Origin of the sequence: Nocardia sp. bgisy134, assembly GCF_965341865.1 — a bacterium.
GTDB lineage: Bacteria > Actinomycetota > Actinomycetes > Mycobacteriales > Mycobacteriaceae > Nocardia.
In genome coordinates this window covers 1-12,973 of record NZ_CBDQZP010000005.1, presented here as the reverse complement: position 1 = coordinate 12,973, position 12,973 = coordinate 1, and the positions used below count along the sequence as shown (strand labels likewise).

Annotated in this window: 10 protein-coding genes; 6 read left to right on the top strand and 4 right to left on the bottom strand. The window is 69.9% G+C overall.

Going from position 1 to position 12,973, the window contains the following annotated elements:
• Positions 1-41: 41 nt before the first annotated feature.
• The 4 genes from ACRWNM_RS10935 (at position 42) to ACRWNM_RS10920 (ending at position 4,275) form a co-directional block, all read left to right on the top strand.
• On the top strand, positions 42-839 hold the full coding sequence (locus ACRWNM_RS10935; RefSeq protein ID WP_431966214.1) for a hypothetical protein: 798 nt from the start codon (positions 42-44) through the stop codon (positions 837-839).
• A complete protein-coding gene (locus tag ACRWNM_RS10930; protein WP_431966212.1) occupies positions 836-1,861 on the top strand; it encodes a DUF4129 domain-containing protein in 1,026 nt (341 codons plus the stop codon). The genes ACRWNM_RS10935 and ACRWNM_RS10930 overlap by 4 nt, the downstream gene beginning before the upstream one ends.
• 144 nt (positions 1,862-2,005) lie before the next feature.
• Positions 2,006-2,986 (top strand): AAA family ATPase, encoded by a 981-nt coding sequence (locus ACRWNM_RS10925; RefSeq protein WP_431966210.1) that lies wholly within the window; start codon positions 2,006-2,008, stop codon positions 2,984-2,986.
• 2 nt (positions 2,987-2,988) lie between these two features.
• Positions 2,989-4,275, top strand: a complete 1,287-nt coding sequence (locus ACRWNM_RS10920; protein ID WP_431966208.1) for a DUF58 domain-containing protein — start codon at positions 2,989-2,991, stop codon at positions 4,273-4,275.
• A gap of 94 nt (positions 4,276-4,369) precedes the next feature.
• Here ACRWNM_RS10920 and ACRWNM_RS10915 read toward each other — a convergent pair whose 3' ends face one another.
• On the bottom strand, positions 4,370-5,146 hold the full coding sequence (locus ACRWNM_RS10915) for an RDD family protein (protein WP_431966206.1): 777 nt from the start codon (positions 5,144-5,146) through the stop codon (positions 4,370-4,372).
• Between the two features lie 44 nt (positions 5,147-5,190).
• Here ACRWNM_RS10915 and ACRWNM_RS10910 point away from each other — a divergent pair, with 44 nt between their 5' ends.
• A complete protein-coding gene (locus tag ACRWNM_RS10910; protein WP_431966204.1) occupies positions 5,191-6,201 on the top strand; it encodes a stage II sporulation protein M in 1,011 nt (336 codons plus the stop codon).
• A gap of 743 nt (positions 6,202-6,944) precedes the next feature.
• Here the strand turns inward: ACRWNM_RS10910 and ACRWNM_RS10905 are convergent.
• A complete protein-coding gene (locus ACRWNM_RS10905) occupies positions 6,945-9,125 on the bottom strand; it encodes an MMPL family transporter (protein ID WP_431966202.1) in 2,181 nt (726 codons plus the stop codon).
• 67 nt (positions 9,126-9,192) lie between these two features.
• Between ACRWNM_RS10905 and ACRWNM_RS10900 the strand changes: the two genes are divergently transcribed.
• On the top strand, positions 9,193-9,894 hold the full coding sequence (locus tag ACRWNM_RS10900; RefSeq protein WP_431966199.1) for a TetR/AcrR family transcriptional regulator: 702 nt from the start codon (positions 9,193-9,195) through the stop codon (positions 9,892-9,894).
• 304 nt (positions 9,895-10,198) lie between these two features.
• On the opposite strand, the gene ACRWNM_RS10895 is transcribed toward ACRWNM_RS10900, so the two are convergent.
• Together ACRWNM_RS10895 and ACRWNM_RS10890 are read right to left on the bottom strand one after the other, a co-directional pair.
• Positions 10,199-11,638, bottom strand: a complete 1,440-nt coding sequence (locus ACRWNM_RS10895) for a hypothetical protein (protein WP_431966197.1) — start codon at positions 11,636-11,638, stop codon at positions 10,199-10,201.
• A gap of 57 nt (positions 11,639-11,695) precedes the next feature.
• Positions 11,696-12,463 (bottom strand): SDR family NAD(P)-dependent oxidoreductase, encoded by a 768-nt coding sequence (locus ACRWNM_RS10890; protein ID WP_431966195.1) that lies wholly within the window; start codon positions 12,461-12,463, stop codon positions 11,696-11,698.
• Between the last annotated feature and the right edge of the window lie 510 nt (positions 12,464-12,973).

Sequence of the window (12,973 nt, the reverse complement as noted above, 5' to 3'; positions counted from 1 at the left end):
GGGCGGGGAGCGATCCGGTACCAGGGTCCCCTGGAACGACGGTGCCGATCCGGCCGCTGACCTTCCGCGAACTGCTCGACCTGCCGTTCGCCCTGATTCAGGCCAACATCGCCACGCTGGCCGGTACGGCGGCGGCCGGACTGGTGGTGGCCGAGGTCGTCGTCGTGGTGATCACCGCGAGCGTCTCCGAGGCGACCGACGGGTCCGACGCGGGCACCGCGTGGGCGGCGATCCTGTCGACCGTGGTCGGCGCGTGGTTCCTCCGCCTGCTGCTGCGCGGCGTGACGGTGCCGGTCGGGTTGGCGAGCATCGCGGGCGAGCGTATCGGATGGCGGGCCGCGCTGGTCCGGCTGCGCGGGACCGCACCCGCGCTGCTGATCGGGCAGCTGCTGTTCACCCTCGTCGGTATCGGCGTCCTGTCCGTCGGCGCGATTCTGATCATCACCTTTCCGTTCGCGGTGATCTGGCTCGGCTACCTGCGCGCCAAGCGGTTCCTGGTCGCGCCGGTGCTGTTCGCCGAGCACGGCTCGCACGGCAACGCGGTGCGCCGCACGAAACTCCTTGTCGGCGGCTCGGAATGGTCGCTGACCGGGCTGTGGTTGAGTCAGCGTCTGTTGTTCACGCTGCTCGCCGTTCCGCTGCTGGCGATTCCGTGGTTCGTCTCGGACTTCTCCGGCACCCACCGCTGGCCGGTGATCGTGCTGCTCACCTCGGCGGCGCTGCTGCTCGTCGCCTTCGGCGAGATCGTCGAGGCCAGCACGCGGGTGGCGTCCTACATCGATCTGCGGTGCCGCCGCGAAGGTCTGGACATCCGGATCCCGTCCGGAGGCGCGCGGTGACGCATCCCGAGACCCCGCCGCCCCCGCGCCTCGGTCCGGCCGCCGACCACCGCGCCGCCGCCGAGGAAGCCGCCCAGCGCCGCGACTACGACCGCGCGCTGCGCGAGCGCTTCCGCGCCGTGCTGCGCGGCATGGAACAACGCGGTGTGCTCGAAGTGCGCCGCTCCCGGACCGCCGACGAGACGGTCGACGACGTCTCGTCGGTGCTGCCGCTGGAGGTCACCACCGAACTCCAGCCCGCCGCACGCAGTTTCGACGAGGTGGTCTACGGCGGCCGCACGGCCACCGAGGACGAGTACCGCAGGCTCGAATACGCCGACCGCTTCTCGGCCGAGGCCCCGCCTCCCGTCGCCGAACCCACCGAGCTGACGCCGGTGGAGACCGCGCCACGCACCCGCCGCAAGCTGCCGCCGCTGCCTGCACTATTGCGCGATCCGAAGTTCTGGGCCGCGCTCGCCGCGGTGGCCGTGCTCCTGCTGATCGTCTACGGCGCGATGCAATCCTGCGGCGCGCCCACCGCGCCGAAACCGCCGCCCGACATCCCGCCCCCGCAGCCGCCGCCCTCCAACGGCGATATCGACCGGCCGGACATCGGCCCCGGCCAGGACTCGATCTTCGCCCGGCTGCCCGCGCCGCTCGCCTTCGGCGGCTTGCAGTTTCTGATCGCCGCCGCGCTGCTGGTGTGGTGGCGGGCCCGGCGGCGTGGCGCGCTGGTCGGCGAACCGCGCCCGGTGGAGGTCGCCGCGAACGAACTGCTCGCGGGCCAGGCCGCGCTGTATCGCCGCTCCCGCGACCACGAGTACGTCGCGGCGAAACTGCGCGCGGCCACGCTACGCAGGCTGCGGCCGCTGCTCGGGATGGGCGCCGACGCGCCGCCCGACCTGCTCGTCGCGGCCGTCACGGCACGCATCGGCGCGGACCGGCAGCTGGTCGGGAACGCGTTCTTCGGCCCGGTGCCGGACGCGGGCGCGCTGCACATCGTCGCCGCACAACTGGAATGGATCGAGACGGAGATCGGATGAGCGAACGAAGTGAGCGAATCATGTGCCAGCGCGCGGCGCGCATGCCGCAGCGGAGCGCCAGCGAGGCGGAGGCATGAGCGACTATCGCCTCGCGCTCACCCGGCCGACGAGACGCGGGAACGCCCGCCGAGTACAGGAGGTCGGATGACCACGGACATCACGAAGGCCGCCACCGCCGAGCAGGCCGGCGCGGCGTTCGGCGCGCTGCGCGCGGAGATCGGCAAGGCGGTGGTCGGCAACGACAACGCGGTCATGTACCTCGTGCTCGCCTTGCTGTGCCGCGGTCACGTGCTACTGGAAGGCGTACCGGGCGTGGCGAAGACGCTGCTCGTCCGCGCGCTGGCCACCGCGCTCGATCTGGAGTACGCGCGGGTGCAATTCACGCCCGACCTGATGCCCGGCGATGTCACGGGATCGCAGATCTACGACCCGCATTCGGCCGAGTTCACCTTCCGGCACGGCCCGGTGTTCACCAATCTGCTGCTCGCCGACGAGATCAACCGCACGCCGCCCAAAACCCAGTCCGCGCTGCTGGAATCGATGGAGGAGCGGCAGGTCTCGGTCGACGGCAAGCCGCAGCCGCTGCCCGACCCGTTCGTCGTGATCGCCACGCAGAACCCGATCGAACAAGAGGGCACCTATCCGCTGCCGGAGGCGCAGCTGGACCGGTTCCTGTTCAAGGTCGACATCCAATTGCCCGGGCGCGACGACGAATTCCGCGTCCTGCAACGGCACGCGGCCGGTTTCGACCCGCGCGATCTCGCGGCGGCCGGGTTGCGGCCGGTGGCCGGGCCCGCGCACATCGCCGCCGCGCGTGCCGCCATCGCCACCGTGACGATCAGTCCCGAGGTGCTGGCCTACACCGTCGACCTGTGCCGGGCCACCCGCACCGCGCCCGCCGTGCAGCACGGCGCGTCGACACGCGGCGCGACCGCGCTGATGGCGGCCTCGCGGGCGTTCGCGTGGTTGAACGGGCGCGGCTTCGTCACGCCCGACGACGTGAAGTTCGTCGCGGTGGCGGTGCTGCGGCACCGGCTGCACTTGCGGCCGGAGGCGGAGCTGGACGGTGTCACCACCGAGGGCGTCATGTCCTCGCTGCTCGGCTCGGTCCCGGTTCCGGTCTAGCCGTGGTCGTCACCGGTCGTCTGGTCACCGTCGCGGCGGTGCTCGGGTTGTTCGTGGCTGTCGTGCTGCCGTCCTGGTACGGCGTCGCGCTGGCGTGCGCCGCGCTGGCGATCGCGGTGCTCGTCGACCTGGTCGCGGCGGGCGCGGCGGGCGACCTGACGCTGACCAGGCCGGAGCTGACCGCCGTGCGGCAGGGCCGCGCCACCGAGGTGGAGCTCACCGTCGTGAACACCGGCGCACACACGGTGCGTGGCCTGCTCTGGGACGACTGGCCGCGCAGCGCGCGCACCGAAAACCGCAGGCACACCCTGGAACTCGCGCCCAACACCAAGGTGCGGCTGCGTACCTCGCTGCGGCCGGTGCACCGCGGCGACCGCGTCGCGGGTCCGGTGACATTGCGGCTGCTCGGCCCGCTCGGCCTGGCGGGCAGGCAGACCAGGCGCACCGTGCCCGCCCGGGTGCGGGCGCTGCCCGCGTTCCGCAGCGAGCGGCTGATGCGCTCGAAAGTGAAGCGGCTGCAACACCTCGAGGGCCGCAACGTCGCCAACACCCGCGGCCAGGGCAGCGAATTCGATTCGTTCCGCGAGTACGTCGCGGGCGACGATGTGCGCTCCATCGACTGGCGCGCCACCGCACGCGCCACCGACGTGCTGGTGCGCACCTGGCGCCCCGAGCGCAACCGGCACGTGCTGATGCTGCTGGACACCGGGCGGGTCAGCGCGGGCCGGGTCGGCGAAGGCACCCGTCTCGACGCCGCGATCGAAGCCGCGTTGCTGCTCGGCGGGCTGGCCGCGGCGGCGGGCGACGGCGTCGATCTGCTCGCCTACGACCGCACCGTCCGCACCGAGGTGCGCGGCGTGCGCGGCAACCGCCTGCAACTCCAGCTCATGCACGCGCTGGCGGGCCTGACCCCCGCGCTCGTCGACACCGACAGCGCGGGGCTGGTGCGCGCCACCATCGAACGGGCTCGCCGCCGCAGCCTGGTGGTGTGGTTCACCAGCCTGGACGGCGCGGCCGTCGAGGAGAACCTGTTGCCGGTGCTGCCCGTCCTCGCGCACCGCCACCGCGTCCTCATCGTCTCGGTGATCGACCCCGACGTCGCCGCGGCCGCCACCACCCGCGACGACATCTACGCCGCGGCCGCCGCGGAAACGATCCTCGCCGAACGCGCCCTGGTACAGGAATCCCTGCGCCGCAAGGGCATTGCGGTCGTCTCCGCACCCCCGGACCGCCTCCCCGAGGCGCTGGCCGACGAATACCTCGAACTCAAACAGTCCGGCTCCCTCTGAACCACCCGCCGTCCCCGGCTGGATTCACACACCTTCGTACGCCTCACATAGGCATCAGCCTTGTGAGGCGTGAGAACGGTCTGTGGGAAAGCGGCTACGCCACGCGGACGAGGCCGGGAGCCTGTGGGGCGAGGGCGCGGCGTTGGCGTTCGGCGACGATGGCGCCGAGGATCTGGATCGGCGGGTAGCCCTGTGGAACGGGCACGCGCAGGTGGGCGCAGAGGGCGGTGACCAGAGCCTGGCCGAGGGTCGCCTGGGCCGCCGGGGTGAGGGTGCGCAGGCGGGTCAGGTACTGGCGAATGGCCAGGGCGAGATCCTCCGGTATGCCGGAGAGGTCGAGGCGTGCGGCCCAGCCCACGAGCCAGGGCGGCGCGAAGGCGAGGGCGGGCGCGGGCAGTCCGCGCTGGGCGTGCACGACGACCGTGCCCGCGAGCACGTCGCCGACGCGCCGGGCGTTCGGGGAGCACATCGAGGTGATCACGGCGATGGCGCCGAAACCGCCGAGCATCCAGAAGTCGACGATGACGCCGGCCAGACCGCGCGTCATGGCGTGGCGGAAATCGATGGGCCCGCCGTCGGTGCGGACGACCCGCAGCCCGAGCGCCAGCTTGCCGAGCGACCGGCCGCGGCTGAGCGTCTCCCACGCCACCGGATAGCCGACCAGCACCGCGACGACGGTCGTCAGCATGATCGCGTCACCCCACGCCGGGTCGGCGCCGCTGCGCACCACCAGGAGGCCCGCGACGGCCACGCACAGCACGCCCAGCGTCAGTTGCACCACCAGGTCGATGAGGAACGCGGTGGCGCGTGTCGGTATCCGCGCGATCGGAAGCTCGAGGGCGACCGCTTCGCCGGTGGTGAACTCAGCCATCTCGATAGCATTCTTGCGACCGGCGGTAGTGGGAGGCAACCGATATGGACGTAGACGCATACAGTTACGCGCACCGGCGGTCCTGGGACCGGCTGGATCAGCTGTCGCGCAGGCGCAAGCTGAGCGGGGCGGAGTCCGACGAACTCGTCGCGCTGTACCGGCGGACGTCACAGCAGCTGGCCAGGCTGCAATCGCATAGTCCCGATCCGGAACTCATCGCCGGGCTCAGCGCCCTGCTGGCCAGGGCGCGCGGACGGGTGCTCGGCACCCGCGCCGACACCTGGGGTGAGATCGGTCACTTCTTCACCCACCGCTTCCCTGCCGCGGTCTACCGGGCGTGGCCGTGGTGGGCGTCGGTGGCCGCGCTGTTCGTCGCGGTCTCGGCATGGCTGGCGATCTGGATCGAGGGATCGGGCCGGGCTCGCGAGCTGTTCGGCATTCCCGCCGACAACTCCGCGGTCACCGCGCCGGGCGGCGCGTTCGAGACCTACTACACCGAGCACCCGAACGACGCGTTCGCCGCGCAGGTGTGGACCAACAACGCGTGGGTGGCGGCGATCGCGCTGTTCACCGGCGTGCTGATCCTGCCCGCGGTGTATCTGCTGTTCATGAACGCGATGAACGTCGGCATCACCGCCGGGCTGATGGCCGAGGCGGACCGGCTCGATTCGTTCTTCGGCTTCATCCTTCCGCACGGAACCCTGGAGCTGACCGCGGTGTTCGTGGCGGGTGGCGCGGGACTGAAGCTGGGCTGGACCCTCGTCGACCCCGGTCGGCTGAGCCGCATCGAGGCGGTCGCCCGGCAGGGCAGGGCGACGGCGACGATCGCGCTCGGTTTGGTCGGGGTGCTGTTCGTGTCGGGCCTGCTGGAGGGTTTCGTGACGCCGAGTCCGCTTCCCGCCCCGGTGCGAATCGGTATCGGCTTCGCGGCCGAGGCACTTTTCCTCGCCTACGTGTTCGGCGCGGGACGAAGGGCGGCGCTGGCGCAGGACGCGGCGGCGGCTTTACCGGTCGAAGAAGCGGAGAGTTGGCAGACAACCTCGGGCACACGCTGATCGGCGCGGCCTCGGACAATCGGCAGCAACGCCATGTATCAGATCGGTTGCGATATCCCCCATTTGAGTTCCGCTGGCCGCAGCGAGTCGCTGCTCAGCTGCGGCCAGCGTTACCGTCGACTCTACACAATCGTTATGCCCGCGCAACCCTCCACGCCGGTGGCGAGCGTATAAAGCAGCGCGCCAGCAAACCCCTCTGACCACACAGTTTTTCATACTGGCAGCTAACTCGTAGCTGACGCTCGATCGCCCGAATTTCGACCCTCCGAAACCCGCCCGAAGGGCACTCGAAAACCATTCGATCAGCCCTTCCACGCACCGAACAATGGGCTATGGAATGGTTAGCCAAGGCATTTTTCGGGCACCGGTATGTATCTACAACAACGCATCTACCTGCGGTTTTGTCAACTCTATTTTTGGTAACTACATGTTCCGGGAGTGAAAAAAGACCCGAAGTTTGTTTACCGCCGACCAAACAAGATCGACACCCGGTCGCAATGGCATTCGACGTACTCGCATCAGGCGGAAGTGGATGGTTGCCAGGCGCGGAATTGCGCGCCCGCACCCGAGTACCGAGCGGTACCCCAGCACCGAAACCGCAATCGAAAGCGGCCGTGTGACCTTCGCCTCACCGTCTCGCTCAGTGGGTCAAAAGGCCAGGGCCGAGCCGGTTTCGGGTACTGAAACGACGGCGTCCGGCCGAGCGTGAAAACCCGGCCGGACGCATTCAGGTGTGTTGACGATCACGCCTCCGCGAGACCGATTCGCGCGTGCACCAACCGCAGTGGGCGCGGCGCGAACCAGGCCGCCGGGCCGAGCAGCCGCATCGCCACCGGAACGAGCACACCGCGCACCAGCGTCGCGTCGATCAGAATGGCCAGCCCCGCGCCGAGTCCGAAGAACTGGATGAACCGCACGTCGCTCGTGACGAAGGCGAGGAAGCTGATCGAGATCAACGCCGCCGCCGTGGTCACCAACCTGCCGGTGCGAGCCAGCCCCTCGACGACGGCGTCGTGCGTGGACGCGCCCCTGTCGTGCATCTCCTTGATCCGGCTGATCACGAAAACCTCGTAGTCCATGGACAACCCGAATGTGATGCAGAACAACAACAGCAGCATCGACACGTCCAGCGGCGCGGGCGTGAATCCGAGCAGACCGGACAGGTGCCCGTCCTGGAAGACGAAGACCATCAACCCGAGCGTGGCCGCCAGGCTCAACACGTTCGACAGCAGCGCGCGCAACGGCTGCACGATGCTGCCGGTGAACAGGAACAACAGCACGAAGGTGGTGAGCACGATCCACGCCACAGCCACCGGCAATCTCGATCCGATCGAAGCCAGGCTGTCGCGCAGCTCGGCGACCTGCCCGCCGACGAGAGCCGTTGCCGGAGCGGGCACATCGCGTACCCGGTCGACGAGATCGCGCGCCTCGGCCGAGTTTCGGTCGAGATCGGTGAGCACAGTGAGGCGTTGGGCGTCCGGCCTGGCGAACCGGGCGTCCGCGGGAGAACTCGCGGTGCGCTCGCCGCGGACGAAAGTGCCCGCGCTGGAATCGACCTGAGTGACGTGCGTCACTCGCGAGACCGCGGCCGCGTATTCGGCGAGCGGACCCGCCTCGACCCCCGAGGCCGTGACGACGGACAGCGCGTTGGCGTCACCGCCGCCGAAATCATCGCGCAGCGCGTCGCCGACCTGGCGCACGTCGGTACTGGTCGGCAGCACGCGATCGTCCGGCGTACCGAACTGGACGTTCAGCAGCGGCGCCGCGGCCAGCAGCAGCGCCGCCACCACCGGGATGCCGGTGACCAGCGGACGCCGCATCGCGAAGCTCGCCACCCCCGCCCAGAACGGCGCCGCGTCGCCGCGGATACCGCGCACGCCCGGGATCTTCCACGCGTCGGACTTGGCGCCGAGCGCGACGAGCAGCGCGGGCAGCGTGATCACGGCGGCCGTGGCCGAGATAGCGACCACACCGATGCCCGCGTAGGCGAACGAGCGCAGGAAGTACTGCGGGAAGATCACCAGCGAGGAGAGCGCCGCCGCGACGGTGGCCGCGCTGAACACGATGGTGCGCCCGGCCGTCGACACCGCGCCGACCACCGCGTCGTCGGGTGACGCGCCCGCCGCTCGCCGTTCACGGAAGCGGCTGACCATGAGCAGCCCGTAGTCCACGGCGAGGCCGAGACCCAGCGCGGTCGTCAGGTTCACCGCGTACACCGACACGTCGGTCATCGATCCGAGGATCGACAGCTCGGTGAAGGTGCCGAGGATCGCGACGCCGCCGACCACCATGGTGAGCAGCGCGGCGACCACATTGCCGAAGGCCAGCACCAGCAGCGCGAGGATCAGCGGCACCGCGATGCCCTCGGCCAGGCCGAGATCCGCGCCGATCTGTTCGGTGATGGCGTGGAAGATCGCGTTGGTGCCGCCGATCCTGACGTCGGCGATCGGGCCGTCGAAGCGGTATTCGGCGACGATCTGCTCGGCGATCTCGGTCTCCCTGGTGGGATCCTGATCGGCCCCGCCGGCCAGGATGACCGCGGCCGTGCTGTCGCCGGAGCGCATCGCGGGAGAGCCGGTGTCCCAGTACGACACCACGTTGACGAGCCGATCGTCGGCCGCCAGCCTGCGCGCGAGTTCCCTGCCGAATCCGGCGATCGCCTCGGCGTCGACGCTGCCCTGCTCGGCGCGGATCAGGAAGACGTAATCGGTGTCGGCGCCGAACTCGTCGGCCAGTTGCGCGGTGGCGGTGCTGGATTCCGCGTTCGGATCCTCCTGACCGCCGGGTTGCATCTTGCTGAACGCGGTGACGCCGAGCGCGCCGCCCGCGATCAGGGCGAGCACGCTCGCCACGAGTATCCAGCGAGCATGTCCGGCCACGTAGCGGCCGAGTCGTTCGAACATGTCGAGCCTCCAGTCGGGCATGTGTGCATGCGTAAACTTTGTGGGTGTTAACTTGCCACCGATGTGTGCGAGTGTCAACATCGAAGAGGTGACGACATCGGAATCAGCGACCGAACAGGCAGCGCGGCGCCCACACCGCGAAGGCCCCTATCACCACGGGGACCTGCGCAATGCCCTGGTGCACGCGGCCGCGGAACTCGCCGAGACCGGCGGACCCGAGGCGGTCACCGTCCGCGCCGCCGCCCGCCGCGTCGGCGTCACACCCACCGCCGCCTACCGGCACTTCACCAATCACGAGCAGCTGCTCGGCGCCGCGCAGGAGCAAGCGCAGCAGACCCTGTTCGATGCCATGGCCGAGACCATCAAGACGTTCCCGCCCGACGCCGACGCGGTGACCCGCCTGTTCGCGGTCGGGCGCGGATACATCGTCTTCGCCCTGCGCGAGCCCGGTCTCTTCCGCACCGCGTTCTGCAACCGCGAACAGGACGGCCCGGAGGACTGGGACTCCCCCGCCTTCGACCTGCTCTCGGATCTGCTGGACGAGCTCGTCGAGATCGGCTTCACCGATCCCGCGCACCGGCCGGACGCCGAGTTCGCGGCGTGGTCCGCGGTGCACGGCATGGCCTCGCTGCTCATCGAGCGGGCGATGCCCGACCAGGGGCCGGAGGCGAGGGATCTGGCCATCGCGCGCACCCTCGCGATGATCGAGCGCGGATTGGCGACCGGGCCGAACGCCGCGGATTTCCACAGCAGTGCGCGGCGCGCAGCTATGCCTGACCAGGCGAACTGATCACCGCGGTGCGCACATCCTGTGGATAAACGGGCTGATGTCGGTGTGAGCGGGGCGCGGTTCCGTGTCCCCTGCGCGGCGCCGATCACGTATGCACAGGCCGGACGATGTGTCAGCACTTCATGAATAGGCGTTCTACCAGCGGAAACAATGCCTGGAACCAACGCGGCTCCGGCACTCACGCTGGTGCGCAAGGAGTTTCACGGACCATCGGGCGAGTTGTGCACAACCAGGCGCACATTCCCTGCGCCGCACACGTTTTCCACAGAAATGCCCGGGATATCCACAGGCTTGTGCGTGGTGGTCAGCCGACCCGCAAAACGCCGGTAACCGTGCCCTGCAACACCCGCCCGCTCGCGGTGACGAGCGGGGACATCTGAAGCGGATCGTCCACGATGGTGCCGGGCAGCGGCGTGTTCGAGACCACTGCTCCGGTGCCCGGATCGATGACGGTGAACGCGTAGCCGTCCAGTGGTGTGGTGACGTCGAGACCGCGCCTGGTCACCGTGTAGAGGTATCCGTCCGCGGTGGACAGGTGCGGCACGGCCGCGCTGCGGACGGTGTTCTCCCAGACCGTGCGGCAGCCGCCCGCGTCATCGATGTCGACCCGGGTCATCCCGCCCGCGAACGGCGCGCTCGGCGGCACGGCCGGGCCCGCGTCCTCCGGCACCGCGGGATACGGATAGCCGTAGGTGCTCGCCACGAACACCGACCCGCCGATGCCGATCGGCGAATTCTCGCTGCCCGCGCCGCCCTCGGTCAGCACCGGCTGTGAGCACACCGGCTGCCCGGTGCCCGAGGCGTAGACGAGCACCCGCACTTGTCCGTCGGCGTTGTCCACGATGGTGAGGTAATCGGCGCCGGTGCGCGGGCCGAAGTAGGTCGGGGTGGAGCCGGTGCCCCAGCTGAGCTGTCCCGGTTTACGCGCGGAGCCGCGGTCGTAGGCCGCGCGCCAGATCACCTCGGGCCGTCCGGACGCGTCGGCGTGGAGTTCGTAGAGGGCGTGCGTGGTCGCCACGGCGATCCGCCCGCTCGGCGCCGCCGAGATGCTGTTGGCCACCAGTTCACCGGCGGGCAGCGCCACCGTCGTCGCCACGCCCGCCGAAGTGACCAGGCCGACGAGTCCCTTGCCGGTGGCGAACCAGACGTTGCCCGACCAATCGGGCACCAACCCGGTCACGTTGTCGTCGGCGGGAATCGCGCCGGAGAGATCGGTGCGCGTGTCGACGCGCAGCTGCCAGCTGCCCCCGGAGCTCTTGGCGTGCGCGACACGCAACAGCGCACGGTCGCCGTCCACCACGACGAGACGGTCGGCGTTGTCCAGATAGACGTACACGCCGCCGAGCAGGCTGCCCTTGGACAGTTCCAGCGAGGCGAGCGAGCGGCCGACCGGCCCGGCGCCCGGATCGAGCAGGTGCACCGTCGGCGACCGCCCCACGATGGCGGTGCACAACGCGACGACGAGCCCGTCGGAGCCTTGAAGCAGCGTCGGGCACGCGGCGGCCAGCGGATAGGCGCCGACCCCGCGCAGACCGGGCCCCGCCAACGGCGTCGCGTCCGAAGCCCCCGCGTCGCCGTGCATGGTCGACGTGCCGTTCGGACCGAGGTGCGGATTCGGCGGCGCCAGCGGCCCCCACTGCTCGGCGGCCTGCGCCTGACCCGGCGCACCCAGCGCCAGCAGGCAGGCGGCGAACAGCGAGAGCGACCGTGCGTGCCGCGGCGGCACGCCAGAGGTGTTACCCATGGGAGTTACGTAATCAGACTGCGCGTCCGGGCGTCGCGAGGAGAACCTCGGCGGCCCTCACATCAACGCGCCGCCGTCGATGCGGATCTCGGTGCCGGTCATGTAGCGGCCGTCGTCGGAAGCGACCATCGCGACCACGCCCGCGATGTCCTCCGGCGTGCCGAGCGCGCCACCGTTGAGCCAGCCCGTCAGCCGCGCGAACAGGCTGTAGTCCACGCCCTCGGGCTGATCGAGGATCGACTTGGTGGTGATCCCACTGGTGATGCCCGCGGGCACGATGTTCACCGCGCGCAAACCCTGCTTGGCGTATTCCAGCGCGATCGAATGAGTGAACGAGCTGACCCCGCCCTTCGACGCGGCGTACGCGGCGAGATACGGCGCGGCGCTGTAGGCCGCGGTCGAGGACAGATTGACCACCACGCCGTGCCCCGAGTCCAGCAAGGCGGGCAGCGCGCTCTGCGTCATGAGGAAGGTTCCGGTCAGGTTGACCGCGATGACCTGGTTCCACGCGTCCAGCGGCATCTCGTGCGTCCGCGCGGGCTTCAGAATCCCCGCCGCGTTCACCAGCACATCCAGCCCGCCGAGAAACTCGAGCGCCGCGGTGGTCCCCGCCCGCACCGACTCCGCATCGGCGATGTTCACCTCGACCGCGCGAAACCGCTCACCCGCGTCCCCCGCCTTCTCCGCGGTGACATCCAACCCCGCCCGATCGATGTCGACCCCCACCAACTGCGCCCCCTCGTCGAGCAGCCGCAGGGCGATCCCCTGCCCGATCCCCGACCCAGCTCCGGTGACGACAACCCGACGACCCTCGTATCTACGCATGCCCAAAATTAGAACAGGTTCCTCCAAGGAATCAACCCGTTCCGGCACCACATTTCCCATTTCCCCACCTGAAACCAGTTCCAGAACCGCCCCACCCCACACCCCCGCGCAGCGCACACATATAGATAAGGCCCCCACACCCAGCCGCCCCACGAACGCCTCCCACCGAACCGCACCGACAACCCACTTCCCCCAACCCGCAGAACAGCCGCAACCCCCCATCGAAAGCGCCTAGTCGGACCCCACCAACCACCGCAGACGACACAAAGCATCCACTCGACGCCGACCGAACAGCCGCTCGCTACCAAGCCCCCTTCGGCACCCGCCAGATAGCGCGCCGCGCCGCCAACGCCCCCACCAGGCACCTATCGAACAGCACGCATCGGCACCCACCAAAAGTGCCCACTGGCACCTACCAAATAGCGCCCACTCGGTACCTACCAAGCGGGGGGCTAGGGGGCAGAGCCCCCAGGCGGGGCGGGGGGGGGGGGGGGGGGAAAAAGAAAAAAA

Excerpts from the sequence above, each read along its gene's own strand:
- ACRWNM_RS10925 (WP_431966210.1), top strand. The coding sequence starts at position 2,006 with ATGACCACGGACATCACGAAGGCCGCCACCGCCGAGCAGGCCGGCGCG.
- ACRWNM_RS10890 (WP_431966195.1), bottom strand. The coding sequence starts at position 12,463 with ATGCGTAGATACGAGGGTCGTCGGGTTGTCGTCACCGGAGCTGGGTCG.
- ACRWNM_RS10905 (WP_431966202.1), bottom strand. The coding sequence starts at position 9,125 with ATGCCCGACTGGAGGCTCGACATGTTCGAACGACTCGGCCGCTACGTG.
- ACRWNM_RS10910 (WP_431966204.1), top strand. The coding sequence starts at position 5,191 with ATGGACGTAGACGCATACAGTTACGCGCACCGGCGGTCCTGGGACCGG.
- ACRWNM_RS10915 (WP_431966206.1), bottom strand. The coding sequence starts at position 5,146 with ATGGCTGAGTTCACCACCGGCGAAGCGGTCGCCCTCGAGCTTCCGATC.
- ACRWNM_RS10895 (WP_431966197.1), bottom strand. The coding sequence starts at position 11,638 with ATGGGTAACACCTCTGGCGTGCCGCCGCGGCACGCACGGTCGCTCTCG.